Genomic DNA, 23,574 nt, shown 5'->3' with positions numbered 1-23,574 from the left:
TATGAACAAACAAAAGCGCCTTGAAATCTTCCAACGCCTGTCAGAAGCTATTCCCAACCCGGAAACCGAGCTGAACTACTCAAATTCTTTTGAGCTGCTCATAGCCGTTATACTCTCTGCGCAAGCAACGGATAAAGGCGTGAATATCGCAACGGCAAAACTCTTTCCTGTTGCTAACACACCGGAAGCTATTTATGCGCTTGGTGAGGATGGCCTAAAAGAATACATAAAAACCATCGGACTCTTTAACAGCAAAGCTGCCAATATCATCAAAACTTGCAAAATGTTGATAGAGCTACACAACTCACAGATTCCTGAAAACAGAGAAGATCTGGAAGCTCTACCCGGTGTTGGCCGTAAAACGGCCAATGTCGTATTAAATACTGCCTTTGGACACCCAACCATGGCGGTGGACACACATATTTTCCGTGTGTCTAACCGCACCAAACTTGCACCCGGTAAAAACGTATTAGAGGTAGAAAAAAACCTCCTAAAATTCGTCCCTAAGGAATATCTTATTCCAGCGCATCATTTACTGATCTTACATGGACGTTATACTTGTACCGCACGCAAGCCAAGATGTGGTGCTTGTTGTATTTATGATCTTTGCGAATACAAAGATAAAACAGAATAAAAAGGATTCTTTATGTGGGATGAACGTTACAACACGGAAGAATATATCTACGGTACAGAGCCTAATGACTTTTTAAAGGCTCATTTCCATGAACTTCCTAAAGGAAAAATACTTTGTTTGGCTGATGGCGAAGGCCGTAATTCCGTTTTTCTTGCTGAAAATGGATATGAAGTTACCGCTGTGGATGGTTCACCTTTTGCGGTTGAAAAAGCTAAACAACTTGCCGAACAGCGGGGTGTAAAAGTAGAAAACATTGTTGCTGATTTAGGCGAATTTGATTTAGGTGAATCTCAATGGGATGGCATAGTATCCATCTTCTGTCATCTGCCACCAGCTTTACGCCAACGCATTCATGCACAGATTCCAAAAGCCTTAAAGCCAAATGGAGTATTTTTGTTGGAATCTTATCGTCCAGAGCAGCTTGAATATAAAACAGGTGGTCCGCAGGTTGCAGAAATGACCATCAGCCTAGATAATCTAAATACTGAAATCCAGGGCTTAAACTTTTTAATGACGCAGGAAACCGTAAGAGATGTCACAGAAGGCTCACTTCATACGGGTATGGCTGCGGTTACAAACTTCATTGCAAAGAAGTAGCACTCACAAAATAATATTAAATTAACTTCGCAAATACGCGTTGTTGGAGGTAAGGTTTCATGGAATCGATACGAACTATCAAAGGAACGATAGTAGCCTTCTTAACTTTATGGCTGGCTTGTTATTCTGCATTCACCCAAGCTGATAATGCTCAAAATGCACAAACATATTTTTCTCAGCAAATATCTGAACTGGAAAAAAACTACGGTGGCAAACTTGGTGTTGCCGTTTGGGATGCCAACACAGGCACCCAATTACACCACCGAGGCAATGAACGCTTTGCGCTATGCAGTACCTTTAAATTTCTGCTCACTGCTGCCGTTTTGGCTAAAGTAGACTCTAAAGACGAAAAACTAAATCGTGTAGTCACCTATTCCAAATCCAGTTTATTGGAGTATGCACCCGTTACTCGCAAACATATGCAAGGCAATGAAGGCAAAATGACCATTGCCCAACTTGCCGCCGCCGCAATGGAGTATAGTGACAATACCGCTGCTAACCTTTTATTCGAACCTGCCAGAGGGCCGATGGGGCTTACCACCTTTATGAGAAGCATTGGTGACACAGTCACTCGTATTGACAGAACCGAACCCTACCTCAACACCAACCTTCCAAATGATGACAGAGATACCACCACGCCCAATGCCATGCTAACAAGTATGAAAAAAATTCTGATTGGCAATGCCCTATCCCCTGCATCAAGAAATCAACTAACACAATGGATGCTCAACAATACAACCGGCACAAACAAACTTCGTGCAGGTATTCCTACACACTGGCCTATTGGCGATAAAACCGGGTCTGGTGATAATGGCGCCACTAGCGACATTGCGATTGTATGGCCGGATGCCGACAACCCTATTCTCATCGCGGTCTACTATACTGGCAGTAAAGAGCCTTATGAAATTAAAAATCATGTGATTGAACAGGTGGGTAGAATTGTTAGTGAGCAGTTTTCACCGCATTGACATTATTTTTAAATAAGCATTTGTTTTCTTTACCTAAATTCCTTGAAAAGGAATTTTCTGACTATATGAAACTTTTGATACATAAGTATCAGAAATTAACCAGAATAGGAAATAGCTTATGGCAAAAAGTACTCATGTAGTTCCCAATAAACAAAAGGGTGGTTGGGATATTAAGCAATCGAATGGTGAACGATCTTCTGGCCACTTTGATACCAAAAAAGAAGCAGAAGAACGAGCTCGGGAAATTAGTAAAAACCAAAAAACTGAATTAGTAATACACAACAAAGATGGAAAAATAAGTCAGAAAGATAGTCATGGAAATGACCCTCATCCACCTAAAGGTTAAACAAAAAACATTTTTCATTTCAAATAAAAAGCCAAACGAACAATATTCTGCACAAGGTTGAATAACAAGGGTTTGGCTTCTTTAAAACAATCTTCAAGCGCCAGAGGTCGGTCGGTGATGCTGAATATGGCATCAATACCGAGTTTGTGAATATCGGTTATTGGGAAATCAATTCCGCCGACAATGCCGACGACAAATACATCATATTTCTTGGCGAGTTTAGCCACTTCTACCGGAACTTTGCCATATTGGCTTTGTTCATTAAATTGCCCTTCTCCGGTAATGACTAAATCAAATTGATGTTTTTGAAATTGTTGTTCTAGCTCTAGCAGTTCAGACACAATTTGAAAGCCGGAGGCGAGTTGTCCACCCAGTAAAACCAGCCCCGCCCCCATACCGCCGGCAGCGCCTGCGCCGGGGATATTGGCAATATCCATTCCCAAGTCTTTTTGCACCACGCGAGCGAAGTTTTTTAACCCTTGATCTAGCAATGCAACTTCTTCAGACGTTGCGCCCTTTTGTGGGCCAAACATATGTGCGGCACCAGTTTCACCATAGAGAGGATTGGAAATATCACAGGCCACTTGCACACTAATGCTGTCTAAATCGAAGTTTTCAGGTGGGATAATGGTGTCTAATGCAAGTAACCCTTCTCCATCTAGAGAAACAGATTCTTTATTGGCATTCAAAAATTGAAAACCAAGTGCTGCCAGACATCCAATACCCGCATCAGTAGTGGCACTGCCGCCTAAACCGAGAATAAAGTGCTTAGCGCCCTTGGCAAGTGCATCTTGAATCAACTCCCCCGTACCATAAGTGGAGGTTTTCATGGCTTTGCGTTGTTCTGGTTTTAGAAGTGGCAAGCCAGATGCCGCAGCCATCTCGATAATGGCGGTATCACTGTCGGCTAGATAAGCATAGTTTGCCGTAACAGTTTCACCGATAGGGTTTTGTACTTTTACCGCAATTTTTTCGGCACCGTTTAAGCTGGATAAGGTATCAACCATACCTTCACCACCATCTGCCATGGGCTGGCTAATGACTTCGGCTTGCGGGTAAACGCTATGGATGGCTTGAGTAGCGACTTCGCAGAAGGTAACAGCTTCTAAACTGCCTTTGAATGAATCGGGAGCGATTAAAATTTTCATAAACGATGCCTTTAAGATCGGTCTTACGACAAGTGTTTGAACATGAGTTCTCTTGCACAAGATCTCATTATAAAATGTGGCCGCTTAGGATGAACTAGCCGAATTTAGTCGTTATTGACGCTGGGAAACCAAGTAGATTTTTCAACCTTATGATAGAGGTTACGATAATCATCTTTATAGCTTTGCTCTAGGCCTTTTTTACGAGCTGGTTGACAGCCGCCCATCTTGGCAATAGTTTGGTTCACTTTATTGACGATTTTCTGTTTTACATCTCTTGGGTCATTCGCATCTTTAGACATGTAGTTCATCATATAGTCATTTAAGGTAATACCGAATTTTCGTAGAAATAATCGATTTACCTTGGACGTATTATAGGCCGCGCTCACCCCTCTGCATCGTTGGTTAAAGGTGTCGTATTTGATGGCTGTTACAATCAATCGAGTGTGTAAAGCTTCATTGCTTAACTCGGCTTGTACCTCGGGACTGATGCCCGTTGCATGATGTTCTAAAACTTCATCGGAAAATGATGGCGCGGAGACAAGACTTAACACCAATGCTACCAAAGTCAAAACATGAGGTACTCGCACAGAAAAAATAGCGTGAAGTGTTTTAAACAATGATGAAAATAGTGGTGACAAGAGCTTTCTCCAGTTCGTTGACTTGTCCGATGTTGAATAAACATCCTACAAATTAAGATTTTACCAGCTTAAGTTTGAGTATGTTTATTGATTTTGACGCTTTTAAATTCGTTAAAATAGAGCGCGTTAAGAATAAAGATTAGAGACCTATGATTTACACCACCGAAAGAGATCGTCTACGTCAATTTTATGTAGATACCTGGCAGAAAGCCCGCTCCAACCAACCAATGGATGCGATGGAAACTTTAGTTGCCCGCGTGATTGAACTGCATCCTGAATATCATGCAATGCTTTCCAATAGTCAACACTTGGGAAACGAATATCATCCTGAGATGGGTGAAACCAATCCGTTCTTACACATGGGGATGCACCTTGGTTTACAAGAACAAGTGTCGATGGATCGCCCGGCAGGTATTCAAGACGTCTATAAAAAACTCGGTGAAAAACTTAGAGACGTGCACGAAACTGAACATGCCATGATGGATTGCCTTGGCGAAGCCATGTGGCAAGCTCAACGAGACCAAACCGAGCCGGATGAGCAAGCCTATCTCAAGTGTTTGCAAGCACTTTTAAAAGAGAATAGCTAGTTCTATAAATTTTCGGAATAGGAGACCTTATGACTCGCTTACTTAAATCAGCATTTTTAGCCATTGGCTTATTTTTTATGTCTGCCAGTGTTTTTGCCGCAACACAAACACCCGTTTTTGTATCGCCAAAGTGGGCTTACGATCATCGTAAACAAGTTAAATTTGTCGACTTAAGCCAGCAATACCAAAAGTATCACCTGCCGGGAGCAATCATGGTCAACTATGGCTGGTTGATTCGCCCTCAAGGTAAACGCCGAATGGAAATGAGTGGCGGTGCAAAGTATATGGTCAAAGCTTTGTCGGAACTGGGTATCTCTCCTAAAGACGATGTTGTGATCTACGATGATATTGGTGAGTTGGAGTCTAGCCGTCTTTATTGGGAGCTAAAAAAATTAGGTCACAAAAAAGTATCTTTACTAGACGGAGGCTCTGTTGCTTGGATTTTAGACGGTTACCCTGTTACACAGAAAATGGTTAAACCTGTCAAAACCAACTACCCTCTTCCAAAGAAAAACTATGAAGCTACCTATACAGCTACCAAAAAAGATGTACTTGCCGCGATTAAGAACCCAAAAATTCATTTGTTGGATGCTCGTTCAGAACAAGAATATCTAGGGTCGAAAAAAGTCGCTCGTAGTGGACATATTCCTTCGGCAATATTCTTTCCTTGGCAAGCTTCAGTAAACCCTGAAAACAAGTTTAAACAACGCAGCACTGCACAGCTTAAAAACATATTCACAAAACTTGGTTTAACCAATAAAAATGATGAAATTATTGTTTACTGTCATACAGGGCACAGGGCAGCACGTTTGTTTACGTTATTTGAAAGCCAAGGCTATAAAAACGTAAAACTTTACGATGGCTCCATGCAAGAATGGGAAGCAGACATTACACTACCAGTTAAACAGGGTAAGCAAGCGTAAGCGACTGCCTGCTCTAAAATAAGTTAAGGAACTAAGGATGATGCAATCACCCTTTAAACGCGCTTTGCGAAATGCGCTTTTGATTATGTTTGTTGTCGGTATCTCTGTGCACTTACAAGGCACGACGGTTGCTGCCAGCATTATGTCTATGATTTATACCATCGTAGTTGTTTTTCCGATTTTGTGGGTTACCTACAACTACACCCATAAAATCCGTGCAAAATACGAAGCCGAACGTCAAGCAGAAGAAGATTCTGCCCCTGATAACAACAACGACAAACAAGCTTAACCTTCCTTTCAAAATCTGCCAGGCTGGGGTTCAAACCTCTATACCCCAGCCTGGCGGATTTTCATCAATTCAATCAATTTTGCCGATTTGCCTCTTTACCTCGCACTGATCTTTAGTAGAATAGCCGTTTTCTGGTGCTTGCTTGGTAACATCCAACAAGTTAAACGGGAAACTCGTGCGATGTTGAAATAGGCATCTAGTCGAGTGCTGCCCCCGCAACGGTGATAGAAAAGACCTAATAGAAACCCATTGGAGATGCTCACATAAGCTTCCGAGAAGGGGTTAGGAAATTGTTCTTCAGCCCGGATACCGGCCAGAAAGAAAGGTTTCAATTAAATTGAAACCCATTTTTGACCGATTGCGGTGGGCAATACGGAAAAAGAGATTTTTTGACGCTTATTAATTGGCGCCCATTTCCTCTTTTTAGTTCGAAGTATTCACTTCGATCCGTTGTTGCCTTCGTAGATATTTTACGAAGGAATATTATGAACCTTAAAAAAACACCTATAGCTTTAGCTATATTCTCCGTGCTTTCAACAGCACACGCGGCTGACTCAGCAAAGACCAATTTAGATTCGGTGATTGTTACTGCAAATAACGCGCCTCAAAGCTTAAAAAGCGTTACCTCCAATACAACAGTGATTACCGCAGAAGACATTGAAAGTCACCAGTACCAAACGCTGCAAGATGCTATGAGACAAGTCCCCGGTTTAACGACTTATTCCAATGGTGGTTTGGGAACGACAACCAGCCTGTTTATGCGCGGTATGGGTGGAAAAAACATTCTGGTACTGCAAAACGGTATGCAGTTGAATGACCCGACTTTAACGGACGGCACGACTAACTTTGCCAATATTATGTTGGATGATGTTGAGCGTATTGAAATCATCAAAGGCCCTCAATCCGGCGTTTGGGGTGCCAATGCTTCTGCTGGTGTCATCAACATCATTACCAAAAAAGGCGGAAAACGAGCCAGTGTTAATTTTGAAGTCGGCAGCAACAACCGTAAAAAATTAGCTGCAACTTTAGGTGCAGGAAACGATAAAGTGGATTTCACATTCAACTTTAGTGATTTATCTACTGACGGTTTTACGGCTATCAAAAAATATAAGACCTCCGGTGCGGGTGATGAAAAAGATCCGTTTGCGCAGCAGGAAGCGTCTTTTAATCTTGGTATCAACCTAACAAAACAACAACGTTTAGAAGCCTTTATCAAACACGGTTCAGGCAACTCGGAAAGTGATTACAGCACCCCCAACACTTCATCTTCTAGTACTTATGAAAGTACCCTACGTCAAATTCAATATCTAGCGACATTGGGTGATTTGAGTACTAAGTTGTATGCACAAGACAGTCATATTCGTCGCGGCTATCCCGCTTATTCTTCTGTCTATGAAGGTAAGGTTAATCAGTTTGGCGCACAAGCCGATTGGCACTACGCAGATAAACAGCAAGCAAATTTTTCTTTAACGTCTAAGCAACTGGAAGATTTGCAGAAAAGTAACAGCTATTACAATCAAGCTGCATCTTTGAACAACACCAACCAGTTGTTTGGCGAACGTTGGACTGTGACTGAGGCTTTACGCCATGACGAATATAATCAGTTCGATAATAAGACCACAGGCAAAATTGGTACAAAATACCACCTTATGCCAAAAGTCTTCATTTCTGCCAATGTCGGAACCGGCTATAACGCGCCATCTTTGTATCAGTTAACCAACCTATCAACTCAAACCAGCAAGCTAAAGCCCGAATCGTCAACAGGTTACGATGCGACTTTAAGGCTATTTGGATTGACGTTGACTTACTTTAACAATGAAATCAAAGACGAGTTGGTAACAGACAGTAGCTATAAATACTACAACCAAAATGGTACTTCTAAATATGATGGTGTAGAAGCAAGCTATAAGCGTAGCATTAATGCGATTAACAGTGATTTCACTCTAAACTTCACCCAACAAACGGCAAAAGACAAAGACGGCAAATGGCTAGCTCGTCGCCCAGAACAACAAGGTGATTTAACTTTTGATTACTTCGGTTTGAGTCAAACGCATATTGGTGTGCAAACCAAATACATCGGCACCATGTATGACAAAGCTAATCAGAAAGGCGCCAATATTGGAAACTATAGTGTGACGGATTTGGTTGCTGACTACCAAGTCAATAAACATCTTTCTGTTTACGGTAAAGTCCAAAATCTGTTCAATGAAGACTACACGCCTGCCGTTGCTAGCTACGAAAGCGATAATGTCACACCTAAATACGTCTATAACAACGGTGGAACTCTTTGGTTCGTTGGTGTTAGAGGCAAGCTGTAACCCCATCAGGAGAAGCGCATGACGGCAGCCTCATCAAATACGAGCAACCCTTCTCGTTGCTTAATGATTCAAGGCTGTACGTCTGATGTAGGGAAAAGTACATTGGTGGCAGGGCTTTGTCGGGCTTTGGCTCGACAAGGTTTATCCGTTGCTCCGTTCAAGCCGCAAAACATGGCATTGAACAGTGCAGTAACGGATGATGGCGGTGAGATTGGACGTGCGCAAGCACTACAAGCCTTTGCCGCTGGCGTGCAAACCAGTGTACACATGAACCCCGTGCTTCTCAAACCCAATTCCGATGTCGGTGCTCAGGTCATCATTCAAGGCCATAGCATCGGCAATTACAATGCATTGAATTATCATCAATACAAACCAACAGCGGCAAAAGCCGTACAAGATTCTTTTCAAGTACTACAAAGCCAATACGACTGGATTCTGACTGAAGGCGCAGGCAGCCCTGCCGAAATCAACCTTCGCCAAGGCGATATCGCCAATATGGGCTTTGCCGAAAGGGTCGATTGCCCTGTCGTGCTTGTGGCAGACATTGATAAAGGCGGTGTATTCGCTCATATTATCGGCACTTTGGCCTGCTTATCCGAGTCGGAACAAAACCGCATCAAAGGCTTTATCATCAATAAATTCCGTGGGGATTTAAGCCTGCTACAAGACGGATTGGACTGGCTTGAAGCCAAAACAGGCAAGCCCGTTTTGGGGGTACTGCCCTATTTACACGGCTTGCATCTAGATGCGGAAGACGCCATTGACTTTGCTGCCCCCGAAAAGCAAGCAACCTCAATCAATGTCATCGCGCCTTTGTTGCCTCACATCAGCAACCACACTGATTTTGACCCTTTGATATTGCATCCAAACATTCACTTTCAATGGGTGAAGCATAATGAGGCCATTCCGTCTGCTGATTTGATTATTCTGCCGGGCAGCAAGAATGTCGCTTTTGACATGCAGTGGCTAAAAGATCAAGGCTGGGAAAACCATATCAATCACCACCTTCGTTATGGCGGCAAAGTCATCGGTATTTGTGGCGGCCTTCAAATGCTGGGCAAAGCCATTCACGACCCTCATCGCATAGAATCCGACAACTTGAGTCAACAAGGATTTGGCTTATTAGATTATGAAACCACCTTAATGAAAGAAAAGGTTCTACAAAAACAAACGGGGCATTTTATGGGTGAAAACGCAGCAAGCGTTGCGGGCTATGAAATCCATTGTGGTCAAACTGAACTCGATATGCTGAAGCCGGCCATTCAGCTAAGTGATGGCAAAGTCGAAGGCGGTTTCAGTCAAGACAATCAAATTTTCGTCAGCTATTTACACGGTATCTTCGACCAGCCTGAATCGCTGAATCACTTGATGGCGTGGGCAACACAAAATCAAAACCATGATTGGTTTGTAGATGACACTGTCCACTCTTTTGACGCTGATCAACAACGCCTCTCACAATTAGATAGATTGGCTGATACAATCGAATCTAATTTAGACCTAGGCAAACTATTTAAAATACTGGGAGTTAATAATGACCGATAAACAAACCGCCTACCACAAGGTAAAAATGGAGCGCAAGAAAACGCAAATCGATGCCTCTATTGCCAAAGCAACAATAGAAAAAGGTATTTTGTTGGTGATTACCGGTAATGGCAAGGGCAAGTCCACCTCTGCTTTCGGTATGGTAGCTCGTGCACTCGGTCACGGTTTAAAAGTCGGTGTTTGCCAGTTTATTAAAAACCGAACCGATACTGGGGAAGAAGCTTTTTTCAGCGCACAAAAGAATTGTGAATGGCACGTGCTAGGCGATGGTTTTACCTGGGACACACAAAACCGTGAACAAGATATTGCAACCTCAGAGCGTGGTTGGCAGATTGCAGAACGCATGCTTTCTGACCCTAGCTTTGACTTGGTTGTCTTAGATGAGCTCACTTACCTTTTGAGCTACGACTATATTGATAAAGACCGTGTATTAAAAGCTCTGCAAAATCGACCAGCAATGCAGCATGTCGTCGTTACTGGGCGCTCTGCTGCCGCAGAACTCAAAGAAATAGCCGATACGGTTTCCGATATTCATGATGAAAAACATGCTTATAAAAGCGGTGTTAAAGCGCAAGTTGGCGTGGATTACTAAAGATGATTTCTTTGCGAAGCTTTGTTCGATCTTTGGCTTTAGTGTACTTACTAAGCTTTGGCGGACTATCTCATGCTGAAGACAAAGCCTTTCGCATTATCTCCCTATCACCACATTTAACTGAAATGGTTTTTTCTGCTGGCGCTGGTAAAGATTTAGTGGGCGTCGATACCTATTCCAACTACCCTTCTCAGGTAAAACAACTCCCTAAAGTGGGGGATGCCTTCCATTTGAATTTTGAGCAAATTATCGCTTTAAAACCAAACTTAATTTTAGCTTGGCAAGCATCGATCAAACCCCAAGATTTAAAACGTTTAAAAGATCTTGGGTTAAGCGTATTTGTTTCCAGCATTCAAACACTCAATGACATTCCCAATAATATTGAGGAAATTGGCCGCCGAGCAGGAACACAGCAACATGCCTTTTCCACTGCACAAGCATTACGTCATCGATTGAATTTTTTACGACAGAAGTATTCAGATAAAAAACCTGTCACCGTTTTTTATGAAGTATGGAATCAACCTCTAATTACCATCAATCGACAACAGTTTATTAGCCAAGGGTTGGCTTTATGCGGTGCCCAGAACGTTTTTGAAGATTTGGCGCCAATCGCCCCACAAGTCAATATGGAAAGTATTTTGATGAAAAATCCGCAAATGATTTTGATGGGAGGGCCTAAGCACAATCAGAAGATTTGGCGTAAAGATTGGCAAGCTTTTCCAATGCTACAGGCTGTAAAAAATCATCAAATTATTGGGGGGAACAGTGATTTATATCAACGCCCTACTGAACGTTTCATCGAAGCTTTGCCGCAGCTATGCGCCCAAGTGAATACGGCAAGAAAGGTTTACGCCAAACAACGCTCTGATCGTTAAGCCATGTTCCAAAAATGAACAACCAGATAGATGCCGTAAATAGACAGTAACACGATACTGAAAACTGTAATCGGACGTAACCCTTTTTGTTCAATCACAATGCCTTCCTGACGTAATTTACGTTCACGGAAATAGCGTTTAATCATCCAGTAAGCAAAAGCGATTAATCCGACAAGAGTTAAGAAATTTAAAAGTTTAGACATGTAAGTTTTATATGTTTTACCAAAATCTACCAGGCTGGGGTTAAAAGGTTTTGCTTATGGCTAGGCTTTCTGTGAAATTAACTGACGAACTTTATCTAAATCTTTTTGGGTATCAACACCAATACCCGCGTCACATAAGGCATCCAATACCAAAATATCTTCTCCATGCCAAAGAACACGAAGTTGCTCCAAACGCTCTACATGTTCCAAGTCACATTCCGGCCAGGCAACATATCGCTTAACGAAACCGGCACGATAGGCATAAAGACCGATATGACGTTTATAGTGCCAATTATGCGGTAAGGTAGCAGATTCATTGGAAAAGGTATCTCGTGACCAAGGCATTGGCGCACGAGTGAAGTTAAGTGCAAAATCTTGTTGATTACGAATGACTTTCACTGCATGAGGATCAAATACGGTTTCAACGTCTTCAATCGGTTCGCACAAGGTTGCCATTTGCACGGTTTCATGTGTAGATAAACCATCGGCGACCTGGACAATTAATGCTGGCGGTAGCATAGGTTCATCACCCTGCACATTAACGATAATTTCATCGTCGCCCAACCCTAGTGTTTCAACCACTTCCGCTATGCGCTCTGTACCGGATTGGTGAGATGAAGACGTCATACAAACTTCCGCACCGAAAGCCTCACAAGCTTGTTTAACAGCTTCAGATTCTGTCGCAATAACAATACGGCTAGCACCAGACTGCTTGGCTTGTTGCCAAGTCCATTGAATCATTGGTTTACCGGCAATATCCATGAGCGGTTTGCCATGGAGGCGGCTTGACTCATATCGAGCTGGAATAATAACAACAAAGCCCATTATTATGCGTGCTGCCCTTTTTTCTTGCGGTAAGCTTCTACTTCCTCAAGCGTTAATTCACGCGCTTCGTTTTCAAGCATGATTGGAATACCGTCACGAACAGGATAAGCTAAATTAGCCGCAGTAGAAATAAGCTCCTGCTTTTCCTTATCAAATACTAGAGATGTTTTTGTAACGGGACAGACGAGTATGTCCAATAGTTTTGGATCCATGAGTAACCACTCTTCCTCAGTTGCATGAACTTATCGATTCAACAGCTTTAAGACGAACTTAAGGCAACTTAAGCCTTCTTCAATTTCTTTATAATTTTTTCGGCGAAGACATCACTGCATTTGGGTTTGACTTCCAAATACCACCAATCATCTTCAGCAAACGACTGACATTTTACCGCATCTTTCTCGGTCATCAGTAATGGAATTGCTTCCTTTTGCTCTTTTAGCCACAAAAAATCTTTTGGCTGATAATCCTTATGGTCTGCAAAATCTTTTGATTCAACAATTGCACCGAGCCGCTTTAGTGTCCGATAGAAGCGTGCAGGATTACCAATACCCGCTATGGCAAAAACGGCTTTATTTTTTAATGCATCAATCGGCAGGGTTTGGTCTGGATGTTTTAAATTACGAAAACCAACAGGCTCTAAACGCATCACTTCAATGTTATCTGCAATTGCGTTGGGATAACGAAGCGTACCATTGCTAACCACAAAATCGACTTTCTTTAAACGACGTTTAGGCTCTCTCAAAGGACCGGACGGCATGCACATTCCATTCCCCAACCCTCTTTCACCATCAACCATGGCGATTTCCATGTCTCTCGCCATCGCATAATGTTGAAGTCCGTCATCCGAAATAATAATGTCTAATGCTTGCCCTTGCTCCTTAGCCATAGTTTCTAAATATTGAATGGCTTCAACGCGATTAGGTGACACTGCCATGGGAATTTTAAGCTGTTTAACCAACATCACTGGCTCATCACCTACTAACTTAGGATCAGAATCTTGCGTAACCAATTGAGGCCAATGTTTGGCTTTACCACCATAACCTCGACTCACAAGGCCACAAGCCAAGCCTTGTTGCTGTAAATGTTCTACCAGCCACATAATGAAAGGTGTTTTACCCGAACCGCCGACAACAACATTACCTACAACAATGACTTTTGCTTGAGTGGCCTTTGGCGGATGCTGAGTTTCATAAGCTTGCAAACGACGTCGAGCAGTTCTACAGACCAACCAAGAAAGCGGCTGCAATAAACGACTCTGCCAAGCGATTTTATTGTGATCGGCTCTCAACCAGAAACTAGGCCAACTCATGGGATCCTCATTGCTCAGTAATTAAGTAGGAATAAAACAGGCTATAAGCCTTTATCATTACTGCGTTTGCGACAGGTAACATTGATGATGATACCAATTTTTGTGATCAATGCGTTGACGATTTGTTACTTGAAAGCTATTTGGTGTCATCTCTAACTGTATCGCACCACTACAAGCCGTATTCAACATAGAAATACCAAGCTTGTGTACATGTTGCACAACCGACTCATTAGGAAAATGATAGCGGTTTAAATAGCCAGCTGAAAATAATACCAATTTAGGGTCTAGTGCTTTTAACCAAGCCTCTGAAGTTGCTGTGTGGCTGCCATGATGCCCTGCGATAAGAATTTGTGAGTATAATTTTTCAGCTTGACCTTGAGCCTTTTTCAATTGGATAAGGTTTTGCTCTATGTGTTTTGAAGCATCCCCCATCACCATCATTGCCTGACTGCCCGTAGACACTCTAAGTACGCAAGACGTGTCATTATCATTTTCAAACTTAGCGCCTTTTGTCGGAGACAATACTTCAAAATGCACCTGATCAAACGTCCAACTTTGTCCTGCATAGCAAGGGCTGAAATGCATTGTATTTTGGTTCTTTAAACGATGATTCAAAATATTTGCTTGACCGGAAATAGCTTGATGCACAGAAATATTTTGCAACAAGGTGTTGGTGCCACCTGCATGATCCATATCTGAATGACTGACCACCAACAGGTCAAGCTTGTTACGCCTTTCAACCGTCAAGTAAGGTAACACGGCCATACTGGCACCATCGAGCGCATCACTGAACTTTGGGCCGGTATCGTAGACGACTGTATGAGCTGCCGTTTCAAACACCATTGCTTGTCCCTGCCCCACATCCAATAAGGTCAATTTAACCTGACCTGGCGCTAATGATTTTTGTACTGCAGTATGTAAAAAGGAAAAAATGAAGAACAAAGCTACCAACCCAACGGCTCCCAACCATCGGTAACTCTCGCGCCAAGGATATTTCTTTCCATTCAACTTAAATGTTTGCGGCCATTTCATATTCAGCCAAAACGCTAATGCTGCATAAACAAAAATCAACCCTAATGCAGATACCTGTCCGTTTTGCCAATAGCCAGATGTAATGAAATGGTGGGCAAACGTTTCTAATTCGTTCAATACAAACCAAAGCACCTGCCATATTTCATCATTGAGACCAATAAGGTTTGATCCAATAGATGGAAAGAGATGACCAAACAGCAAAATAAAAACTGCCGTTGCCATTAACAATGGTAACGCCAACAGGGTCACGACGGGTACAGCTATCAAGTTTGCAAAAAAACTAACTATGGGAATCTGACCATAAAACCAAGCCAAAACAGGCATCATGCCTATCGTCAGTGCAAGCTGTAACCAAAGCAGTTGCTGCCAAGTTCTACGTTCAGAAAATCCGGGAGAAGCGATCACTGTATAGATAATCGCTACTGCGGAAAAAGACAGCCAAAATCCTTGACTGAGAACAGCCCTTGAATCCAGTAACACGATTAAGAATGCCGCCAGAGCAAGTGCCGACCAAACATGAAAACGACGACGAAAAACAATGAAGACTAGAACCACCAAAACCATTAAGCCTGCTCGAACAGTTGGAATCGCAAATCCAGCCAGTTCCATATATACAAAAGCAAACATGGCCGCACCACTGCTGCTCCAAATCATTTTTGGTGTAAATGACAACTTCTCCCTTAATGGTTTGTAAGGAAAATAAAGTATCGCTCCTCGCCATAGAAAACCAAATAACCAAAAACCAATTGTCGCCATGATACCGATATGCAAGCCAGAAATTGCCATCAAGTGAATGGTTCCCGTTTGGCGAAAAAGCTGCCATTGTTCGGCGTTGATATTAGATTTATCACCATAAAGCAGCGCCGAGAATACACCGCCGAAGGAACTTTTTTGAAACCAAGGTGCAAGCTGTTGCCTAACCGTTTGCTGTAAACTCGTCTGGGATGAAGGGGCTAAACGCAAGGCATGAATTTGAGGCGTTGTTGAATTCAAATGGTGTTTTTTTGCGTTTAAAATATAACCATGTGCCTGAATATGCTGTTGAAACAAGTAGGTTTCGTAATCAAATGCACCGGGGTTTAAACTGTAGTGATTGGGTTTTAACTTAATATAAAAACGCCGCGTCTCTCCGGCTTTAGGTAAGTCTTTAGTCTTTACTGATGATCTTTTATCTAAATACCAAGACAAACGAACTTTGGGTGCAAAAATCTGCCAGGTTGGGGCGGTTTCATGGTGATTCAACTTATCAACAGCCAGTGTAAATTGCACTTTTTGTTTGCCAAATCCAGAAGGTTTTTCGGTCGTTAACCCGACTATTTCACCTTCCACCCATACTTTATGGTTAAAAGCCGATTCAGGCAGCTTGCCTTGCATATTTTCGACCAAAAAGCTCAATAAAAATGCAATAAGTGCGCCCAGAATAATTTGTATAATAATTCGGATTAGCTGGATTGTTTGATACAAGCGAGATTTGATGACGACCAAAATGGAAATCAACAGCGCGGACACAACTAGCCAAAAAACCAAATTGGTAAAAAGATTGGGGGAAGCACCCAAATACCACGGCGTTTCTGAAACGTGGTAAAGACCAACTAATGCGCTGATATAGCCTAAAACAAAATAACGAAACATATACGGATAGTTATGCCGAGAAAACTCATCAAAAAATACGCACCTAATCCTGAAAAAATACGAGAAATAAAAGGAATTGGTTTTCTAGCCAAATGGATTGCAGATCCAAACCTATGGCATGTTCATCGACATAATACGGCAAAAGCTTTTGCAAGTGGCTTGTTTTGGATGTCGATTCCTATTCCTTCACAAATGTTAACTTCGGCAATTACCGCAATTATTTTTCGCGCCAACTTGCCTATTAGCGTGGCCTTAGTATGGATTAGCAATCCAATAACCATGCCTCCAATCTTTTATTTCAACTATTTAGTCGGCTCTTGGCTTTTAGGCGATAAAGCTCAATCTTCTAAACATTTTCATTTGTCTTTTGACAGTCTGTTAAATACATTAGATCAGATCTGGTTACCACTCTACTTAGGTAGCGCGGTTGTGGGAATTGTATTAGCAGTTATCAGCTACTTTGGTATTCATATTTTTTGGCGCTGGCATGTCGCGCATTCTTGGAAAAAACGCCAACAAAAACGTTCCACTGAAAAGTAGCCAAATAAAACCATAAAATTAAAAAACCATCCGCTACTCTAAATGAATAACGAATGGTTTCTGCATAAAAAAGTGTGTAGCAAGCATGCTCAGGCTTATGCCTGAGTACAAAAATCAATGCGAATGTTCTTCTTCATCTTTGGCATTCATTTTGACTAAGGCTTTAACGACTTTATCATTTACGCTTCCTTCAGGAAACTCACCCTCTTCATTTTCTTTGCCAACCGCCATATTGCTAAATAAGCCCAATGCATCATCAATGTGACTCATTGCATAAATATGGAATTGCCCCGACTCTACCGCCTCGCGGACTTCTGCATTCAGCATTAAATGCTTGGTATTTGCTTCTGGAATAACCGCGCCTTGTGTCCCGGTTAATCCTCTTGCTTTACATACCTTGAAAAAGCCTTCAATTTTCTCGTTTACTCCGCCAATTGGTTGAATTTCACCAAACTGATTTACCGATCCTGTCACGGCTAAATCTTGGCGCAAAGGTACTTGTGAAATTGAAGAAATCAATGCCAGTAACTCTGCAGAAGAAGCACTGTCCCCCTCAACACCATCATAAGTCTGCTCCATAACAATAGAAGCACTAAAGCCCCATGCCTTGAACCTCATGTATCGACCGCGCAAGTAGCCAGACAAAATCAACATCCCTTTGGAGTGAATTGGGCCTGCCATCTCAATTTCGCGCTCAATATCCACTACACCTTCATCACCAGAAGAAGCCTGTGCTGTAATTCTAACCGGCTGACCGAAAGACTGACGCCCCACTGTCAACACAGTCAAACCATTGACCTGACCAATATGCGTATCGGTAACCGAAATCAAAACCTGTTCTTCAATAATCGCTCTATGGAAATAGTCTTCCATTAATCCGGTATGAAAATCTCGCTGTAGGATTGTTGCCTCAATCGTTTTACGCGTAATCTCGCTTTCGTCATTGGCTCTGGCATAAGCATTAGCCTCTGCCAGCACATCACGCAAAATCGCTTTATTGGTATAAAGACGACTCTCAGACTCCGCCAAACGTGATGCATATTCAATTAGGCGTTCATAAGCAGATACGGAAACAGGTAGGTCATCCCATTCACGAATTTCATTTTCCAACTGCTTAGCCAAAACCAACTCGTGCTCTTCAGTACGTTCCAGTTCACTTTCGAACTCTACCTGTACTTTAAACAAACGACTGAACTGACCATCAATTTCTTGCAAAGCATAAAAATGAACAGCACGTCCTAACAATACCAAGGTAACGTTTAGTGGATAGTCCGGCAAATGATAAGGCACCACGCTACTTGCTGAAGGAATTTCAAAAGTCAGGCGTTTACTCAATAAAGCAGCTTTTAGGTTCGACCAAATTTCTGGTTCTTTTAATAATGACTCCACGTTCAACATCAAGAAACCACCATTGGCTTTTTGCAGCAAACCAGCTTGATGGTTCATCGCCAAGGTCAAGGTATCCGTCGCATTTGCGCTGGCAGAATTGATGGTATAGCCAAACAGTTTCGGCATAGTCGCATTTTGCTCATAGATAACCGGGGCATGCTTCAATCCAGAATGATCGACCAGTAGATTGACTTCAAAGATAGAAAAACCATGCTGTTCGGCAAGTAGCTCTTCCATCGAGCTTTGTGTGTTTGTTGTAACACTGTCTGCAGACTGATCCCAGAATAGGTGTAACTTGGAAATAACAGCATCTTTCAAAGATTCTAAATACTGCTTAATAGAGTCCGTTTCACCAAACTCCATTTTCAAAGAATCAATCAATGGTGATAAATGTTCATTAGCAAAACGCGTATTAAGTTTTTTACCCGCGTCCATGTATTCATGCTGCAAAAATGGAAAACGAGTTAAGCCTTTATTGAGTTCTTCTTCAACCTGATCCAAAGCATCCAAAAAATGCTTTTGCAAAGGTTCTTCAAGATGTTTTAGCTCCGACATACGCAGACGCTCACCATCAACCACCGCAAGCAGCACGAAATTATTTTCATTCTGTTGAATTTCGATGCTTAAAGACTCAGCCAAATCAAATGCTGGTGTTAAAGCTTCTTCTTGCTTTTGCGCCAAATCATTCTCAAGCTGCTGATTCTTCAACTGATAGACATGGCCATCAAATACCACTGGCAATTGCGTTTTAAGCTGCGTAATAAGCTCTTCCATTGCTTGCTTAAATGCATGACCATGACCTGCTTTAAAATATAAATATCGCGTCTTATTGGCTTCACTAAAATCTGAAACCAATACGACATCACTAGGAATATCTCTTCGCGTCGCGGCGTCTCGTAACACTGACTTGGTCATACCGATACGACCTACGCCCGGCTCTCCCATAATAAAGATATGATTTTGGTTACGCTTCAGGTGTAAGCCAAAATTCAGCGATTGATAAGCTCTCGGATGAAAACGCTTCATAAAAGCATTAACAGTCGTCTCTTGCTCTTCAAATTTATTCGGGTTGATATGAGTGTAACGGTAGAGTTGGTCAGCAGAAAGTTTGCGCATAGTTAGTTCATTTTTCCAAAAATTTGGCTACAAGAATAGCATAAAAAAACCCGCTTGGAGAAAGCGGGTTATTTTTTAATTCGTCTAACTAAATTCGTTTTGATATAACGACTTGATAAAGCACTTAAAACGAATTAATAAAATCAATAAGTTACCTTATTAATACTCTTCTCTAGGTGGGTTTGCATGAATTTTATGAATACTCAAATCCGCACCTAAATGTTGCTCTTCATCGTCCATACGGATACCAAAGAACATATCAATCAATTTATAAACGATATAACCGCCAACTAAAGCCACTGCTAAACCAATCAAAGTTCCGATCAACTGAGACATAAAGGATACGCCGCCCAATCCACCTAACGCGGAAGACCCAAAAATACCCGCTGCAATTGCGCCCCAAACACCACACAAACCATGCAAAGGCCAAACACCAAGTACATCGTCTATTTTTAATGTTTTTTGTGTCCAAACAAAGGCTTTAACAAACAACGCACCCGCTATCAATCCTATCACCAATGCACCCAATGGGCTCACGACGTCTGAACCGGCACAAATTGCGACCAAACCAGCCAATGGACCGTTATGCACAAAACCAGGATCTTTATCACTCATAAAGGTTGCTGCCAAAATTCCACCGACCATCGCCATCAAAGAGTTCATGGCAACCAACCCCTGAACCCCTTCGATTTGCTGAGCAGACATCACGTTAAAACCAAACCAGCCAACGGTTAGTATCCAAGAACCTAAAGCTAGAAAAGGAATGCTTGATGGTGGGTATACTTGTTTGATATTACCATCTCGACCATAACGACCATGTCGAGCACCTAGTACCAAAATCGCTGTCAATGCAATCCATCCCCCTACGGCATGAACTACAATCGACCCTGCAAAATCATGAAAAGTTGCGCCAAAGCTAGACTTCAACCAGTCTTGAATACCAAAGTTATCATTCCAAGCAATACCTTCAAAAAATGGGTAAATAAAAGCAACAATAAAGAAAGTGGATAACAAAATTGGATAAAACTTCGCACGCTCAGCAATACCACCGGAAACAATCGCAGGAATAGCTGCTGCAAACGTCATCAAGAAAAAGAATTTAACCAACTCATATCCAGATTTTTCGGTCATGGCTTTAGTCAATGAGCCATCAAAGTTAAACCCTAGAAACACGCCGTAAGCAATACCATAGCCGACAAAGAAGTATGCAACCGTCGATACGCCCAAATCAGACATGATCTTAACCAAAGCATTGACTTGGTTTTTATGTTGCACCGTTCCTACTTCTAAAAAAGCAAAACCGGCATGCATGAACAAGACTAAAATAGCCCCTAAAAGAATGAATAAGACATCTAAACTTGTAGTTAAATGTTCCACACGAACTCCTCGTTGAATCGAATAGAATTTGGATAAAGGGCGCATTTTATCAAGTCCTAGGCTTAAAAGGTTCAAATTTGACTCAGAAAATATTAATGCATCATCAAACCCTTTTATCGCAACTTGAGCACCCTCTGTTTACAGAGAAGAAAATTGACGTTTGGATAAAGCGCGACGATCTCAATCATCCAGCGATACAAGGCAACAAGTGGCATAAGCTCAAACTTAATCTAGAAGCTGCTAAACGAAAGAACAGAACCACTCTCGTAACTTTCGGTGGCGCCTACTCTAATCATCTTGCTGCTACTGCGGCCGCAGGCAAGGCTTACGGATTTGAAACGAATGGTTACGTGAGAGGCGACGAATTAGAAAACCATTCTGAAAACTGGAGCTCGACATTAATTGATGCTCAGCAAAACGGAATGCAATTACATTTTTTATCACGTGAAGCTTACCGCCAAAAACACAGCTCTGAATTTTTAACTTCATTAACAAGTCTGCACCCTAATGCTTATATTTTGCCAGAAGGTGGCACTAATGAATTAGCCATAAAAGGGTTCGCTGAATTATGTAATGACTTAGAAAATCAATGCCCTAACTGGACACATTTATTAACAGCCGTTGGCACTGGTGGCACCCTAACAGGTTTTATTAGCAATACAGATTTTCAACAAAATCGAGAAATTTTAGGCATTTCAACTTTAAAAAATGCTGAGTACCTGAAAGAGGATATTGAGACTTGGTTGTGCAGTTCAAACACTTCTCAACGCTATAACTCATGGCAACTTCTCCAAAACTATCACGGGGGCGGCTATGCAAAATCCACAGCAGAAATGAGAACAACACAAGCGTGGTTTGAAAAAAAATTTGATCTTTTACTTGATCCTATTTATACACAAAAAATGATTTATGCATTTCTTTCAGAACTAAAACAGGATCGCTTCCCCCCAGGATCAAACGTTATCCTCTACCACTCTGGTGGTCTACAGGGCCGATAAAAACTTTATTCTCAATAAAGCTTCCTCTTACTTATTTTGATACAAAAAAATTAGCCTACCAGCTAACTAATTGATTTTTAATAACGATAAAATGCCACACCATTTTTCAATACAAAACCTACGCAATGCGACACAAAAAAAGGGTAAAATTCTTCCCTAAACCAGATTAATCATAGCTTCTTAGCTAAACTGCTTTTGTTTAAATTTTCAGGCAAAATAGGATGCATAATGCTCCCCCTTAAACACCGAATTGAACACGCTCAAACACTTTTCGACATGAATAAGATTTCTGCTATTCCTAAAGAAATCCTTAAGTTGAATAGCCTTCTTTCCCAACTTGAAATGCCTGAAACTAGTGAAGTCGTTAAACTCATTTCACAAAATATGAATTTAACCGCAGAACTTATTAAAACGGCGAACTACCCCGTCTTCTCAAAAAACAGAGCTACAAATGTCTCAAGCATACGTGATGCCGTTGATGTTATTGGCCTAAAAAGTCTCAAGTCACTGGTTATGGGAATCTATTACAGCATGGAATATTTGGGGAGAGCCAGAGCTGAAATCAACCAATTAAGTTTAAATACAGCGGCCATGTGCAGTTTTTTGAGCCCCAATGTTATGAATGTAAACCCAGATCAAGCTTATCTAGCAGGCTTATTTTATAACTCTGGAGCCATTTTAATGGCAACCAAATTTAAAGACTATGATGATGCCTTTATGGAAACCCTTTCCTCTCCTTTTCACAATAAACTCATCGAAAACAAACGCTATACAGTTTGTCGCCATGTTGCAGGATTGCTATTAGTCAAAAAATGGCAGTTAGGAAAGTTTATGGGGCACGTCATCTACCAATCACATAAAAAACAGTTAAGCGATATTGAGGATGACCAAATACGTGCTCTGGTTGCGTTAATTCAATTAAGTGAAGCTTGTATTATTCAGCACGAAATGGCAGATTATTACTCAGAAGAAGTCGAAATGATGCGGCAGAATGCCAATAAAGAATTAATGATTGAGGAACAAGAAATTAGCGAAACCATCGCATTTCTTTTTCCTCAACCTAGTGGAGGCTAAGTTTTCTGACTAAACAGGAATTAACTTAACTTTTTTTACGCATTTAGAAAGAAGCAATATATGCAGCTACAACCTTAATATCTTCATCACTCAATTGCTGCGCATTCGGTATCATCATTGCGCTCATTGGCCCAGCTTGTTTACCTGCTTTAAAATCTATTAACTTTTTAATAATCGTTTCTTTGCTCTGCCCTTGCAACTTCGGCCCTACACCACCTTGTCCATGATCGCCATGACATGCAGAGCAAGTAGCATAGAGTTCTTGCCCAGTTTTTGCGGGCAGTTTAGGTTCATTTTCAATGGCTGTTTTTTCAGGTTCTGCCTTTTCAACTTCTGTCGAGGCTTCGTCACCTTCAGGCTTTTTAGGCTGATCCGCTACTAAATTCTTGGTTTTAACATCTACGGTAGATGTTTGGTTTTCAGTCGGTGGCATCAGGTTTTGATCAGCCTGACTAGATAGCTTTGTTTCTGGTGCTTTTGATGAAGAGGCCGATTCAGAAGATTGACCACAAGCACTTAACAATAAGGGTGAACAACACACAACTGCCGCTAACAAAAAAGGTCTCAATTGCATCTATCTTTTCCTTTAATTTATTTTTTACAAAAACCACTTTCAACAATA

General features: G+C 41.7%; 24 protein-coding genes and 1 riboswitch. Of the genes, 14 read left to right on the top strand and 10 right to left on the bottom strand.

Annotation, left to right across the window (positions count from 1 at the left end):
* Position 1: 1 nt before the first annotated feature.
* The 4 genes from nth (at position 2) to N745_RS0104460 (ending at position 2,545) form a co-directional block, all read left to right on the top strand.
* A complete protein-coding gene (nth, locus tag N745_RS0104475; RefSeq protein WP_024850936.1) occupies positions 2-634 on the top strand; it encodes an endonuclease III in 633 nt (210 codons plus the stop codon).
* Positions 635-646: 12 nt separating this feature from the next.
* Entirely contained in the window at positions 647-1,231 is a 585-nt protein-coding gene (locus tag N745_RS0104470; protein ID WP_024850935.1) for a class I SAM-dependent methyltransferase, read from the top strand.
* Between the two features lie 59 nt (positions 1,232-1,290).
* Positions 1,291-2,199, top strand: a complete 909-nt coding sequence (gene bla, locus N745_RS0104465; protein WP_024850934.1) for a class A beta-lactamase — start codon at positions 1,291-1,293, stop codon at positions 2,197-2,199.
* Positions 2,200-2,317: 118 nt separating this feature from the next.
* Positions 2,318-2,545 carry a DUF2188 domain-containing protein gene (locus tag N745_RS0104460; RefSeq protein ID WP_024850933.1) on the top strand — a complete coding sequence of 76 codons (228 nt, stop codon included), beginning with the start codon at positions 2,318-2,320 and terminating at the stop codon, positions 2,543-2,545.
* Positions 2,546-2,559: 14 nt separating this feature from the next.
* Here N745_RS0104460 and N745_RS0104455 read toward each other — a convergent pair whose 3' ends face one another.
* Positions 2,560-3,693 (bottom strand): glycerate kinase, encoded by a 1,134-nt coding sequence (locus N745_RS0104455; RefSeq protein WP_024850932.1) that lies wholly within the window; start codon positions 3,691-3,693, stop codon positions 2,560-2,562.
* 104 nt (positions 3,694-3,797) lie between these two features.
* Complete coding sequence (locus N745_RS0104450) at positions 3,798-4,331, bottom strand: hypothetical protein (protein ID WP_024850931.1); 534 nt, start codon at positions 4,329-4,331, stop codon at positions 3,798-3,800.
* A 149-nt stretch (positions 4,332-4,480) separates the two neighbouring features.
* Between N745_RS0104450 and N745_RS0104445 the strand changes: the two genes are divergently transcribed.
* The 7 genes from N745_RS0104445 to N745_RS0104415 all read left to right on the top strand — a co-directional run bounded on the left by N745_RS0104445 (position 4,481) and on the right by N745_RS0104415 (position 11,457).
* A complete protein-coding gene (locus N745_RS0104445; protein WP_038070614.1) occupies positions 4,481-4,918 on the top strand; it encodes a DUF1841 family protein in 438 nt (145 codons plus the stop codon).
* 29 nt (positions 4,919-4,947) lie between these two features.
* A complete protein-coding gene (locus tag N745_RS0104440) occupies positions 4,948-5,841 on the top strand; it encodes a sulfurtransferase (RefSeq protein WP_024850929.1) in 894 nt (297 codons plus the stop codon).
* Between the two features lie 37 nt (positions 5,842-5,878).
* Positions 5,879-6,130: a hypothetical protein gene (locus tag N745_RS0104435; RefSeq protein ID WP_024850928.1), complete on the top strand. Its 252-nt coding sequence runs from the start codon at positions 5,879-5,881 to the stop codon at positions 6,128-6,130.
* Positions 6,131-6,245: 115 nt separating this feature from the next.
* A riboswitch (cobalamin riboswitch) is annotated at positions 6,246-6,462 on the top strand.
* Between the two features lie 153 nt (positions 6,463-6,615).
* Complete coding sequence (locus tag N745_RS0104430; protein WP_024850927.1) at positions 6,616-8,448, top strand: TonB-dependent receptor plug domain-containing protein; 1,833 nt, start codon at positions 6,616-6,618, stop codon at positions 8,446-8,448.
* Positions 8,449-8,466: 18 nt separating this feature from the next.
* The gene (locus N745_RS0104425; protein WP_024850926.1) at positions 8,467-9,990 is read left to right on the top strand and encodes a cobyric acid synthase; all 1,524 of its coding nucleotides are present in this window, start codon (positions 8,467-8,469) and stop codon (positions 9,988-9,990) included.
* Positions 9,980-10,582, top strand: coding sequence for a cob(I)yrinic acid a,c-diamide adenosyltransferase (cobO, locus tag N745_RS0104420; RefSeq protein ID WP_038070613.1), 603 nt, complete (start codon positions 9,980-9,982; stop codon positions 10,580-10,582). Before N745_RS0104425 ends, cobO begins: the two co-directional genes overlap by 11 nt.
* Before the next feature lie 2 nt (positions 10,583-10,584).
* Positions 10,585-11,457 (top strand): cobalamin-binding protein, encoded by an 873-nt coding sequence (locus N745_RS0104415; RefSeq protein ID WP_024850924.1) that lies wholly within the window; start codon positions 10,585-10,587, stop codon positions 11,455-11,457.
* Here the strand turns inward: N745_RS0104415 and N745_RS0104410 are convergent.
* From N745_RS0104410 to N745_RS0104390, 5 genes are all read right to left on the bottom strand, one after another.
* Positions 11,454-11,660 (bottom strand): hypothetical protein, encoded by a 207-nt coding sequence (locus N745_RS0104410; RefSeq protein ID WP_024850923.1) that lies wholly within the window; start codon positions 11,658-11,660, stop codon positions 11,454-11,456. The two genes, N745_RS0104415 and N745_RS0104410, sit on opposite strands and share 4 nt — an antisense overlap.
* Positions 11,661-11,720: 60 nt before the next feature.
* Positions 11,721-12,485 (bottom strand): 3-deoxy-manno-octulosonate cytidylyltransferase, encoded by a 765-nt coding sequence (gene kdsB, locus N745_RS0104405; RefSeq protein WP_024850922.1) that lies wholly within the window; start codon positions 12,483-12,485, stop codon positions 11,721-11,723.
* A gap of 2 nt (positions 12,486-12,487) precedes the next feature.
* Positions 12,488-12,697, bottom strand: coding sequence for a Trm112 family protein (locus N745_RS0104400; protein WP_024850921.1), 210 nt, complete (start codon positions 12,695-12,697; stop codon positions 12,488-12,490).
* A gap of 68 nt (positions 12,698-12,765) precedes the next feature.
* On the bottom strand, positions 12,766-13,794 hold the full coding sequence (gene lpxK / locus N745_RS0104395; RefSeq protein ID WP_024850920.1) for a tetraacyldisaccharide 4'-kinase: 1,029 nt from the start codon (positions 13,792-13,794) through the stop codon (positions 12,766-12,768).
* 57 nt (positions 13,795-13,851) lie between these two features.
* Positions 13,852-16,458 (bottom strand): DNA internalization-related competence protein ComEC/Rec2, encoded by a 2,607-nt coding sequence (locus N745_RS0104390; RefSeq protein WP_024850919.1) that lies wholly within the window; start codon positions 16,456-16,458, stop codon positions 13,852-13,854.
* 12 nt (positions 16,459-16,470) lie between these two features.
* Between N745_RS0104390 and N745_RS0104385 the strand changes: the two genes are divergently transcribed.
* Positions 16,471-16,998 (top strand): DUF2062 domain-containing protein, encoded by a 528-nt coding sequence (locus tag N745_RS0104385; RefSeq protein WP_024850918.1) that lies wholly within the window; start codon positions 16,471-16,473, stop codon positions 16,996-16,998.
* A 114-nt stretch (positions 16,999-17,112) separates the two neighbouring features.
* Here the strand turns inward: N745_RS0104385 and N745_RS0104380 are convergent, their stop codons facing one another.
* Together N745_RS0104380 and N745_RS0104375 are read right to left on the bottom strand one after the other, a co-directional pair.
* Positions 17,113-19,503: an AAA family ATPase gene (locus N745_RS0104380; RefSeq protein WP_024850917.1), complete on the bottom strand. Its 2,391-nt coding sequence runs from the start codon at positions 19,501-19,503 to the stop codon at positions 17,113-17,115.
* Between the two features lie 159 nt (positions 19,504-19,662).
* Positions 19,663-20,880, bottom strand: a complete 1,218-nt coding sequence (locus N745_RS0104375; protein WP_024850916.1) for an ammonium transporter — start codon at positions 20,878-20,880, stop codon at positions 19,663-19,665.
* 95 nt (positions 20,881-20,975) lie between these two features.
* Between N745_RS0104375 and N745_RS0104370 the strand changes: the two genes are divergently transcribed.
* Complete coding sequence (locus N745_RS0104370; RefSeq protein WP_024850915.1) at positions 20,976-21,878, top strand: 1-aminocyclopropane-1-carboxylate deaminase/D-cysteine desulfhydrase; 903 nt, start codon at positions 20,976-20,978, stop codon at positions 21,876-21,878.
* Between the two features lie 228 nt (positions 21,879-22,106).
* Entirely contained in the window at positions 22,107-22,952 is an 846-nt protein-coding gene (locus N745_RS0104365) for an HDOD domain-containing protein (RefSeq protein WP_024850914.1), read from the top strand.
* 43 nt (positions 22,953-22,995) lie between these two features.
* Here the strand turns inward: N745_RS0104365 and N745_RS12495 are convergent, their stop codons facing one another.
* A complete protein-coding gene (locus N745_RS12495) occupies positions 22,996-23,526 on the bottom strand; it encodes a c-type cytochrome (protein ID WP_024850913.1) in 531 nt (176 codons plus the stop codon).
* Positions 23,527-23,574 lie beyond the last annotated feature (48 nt).

This window comes from Hydrogenovibrio kuenenii DSM 12350 (genome assembly GCF_000526715.1).
Taxonomy (GTDB): Bacteria; Pseudomonadota; Gammaproteobacteria; order Thiomicrospirales; family Thiomicrospiraceae; genus Hydrogenovibrio; species Hydrogenovibrio kuenenii.
Note: the sequence above shows the minus strand (reverse complement) of the source record. Positions and strands in the feature narration are given on the sequence as shown.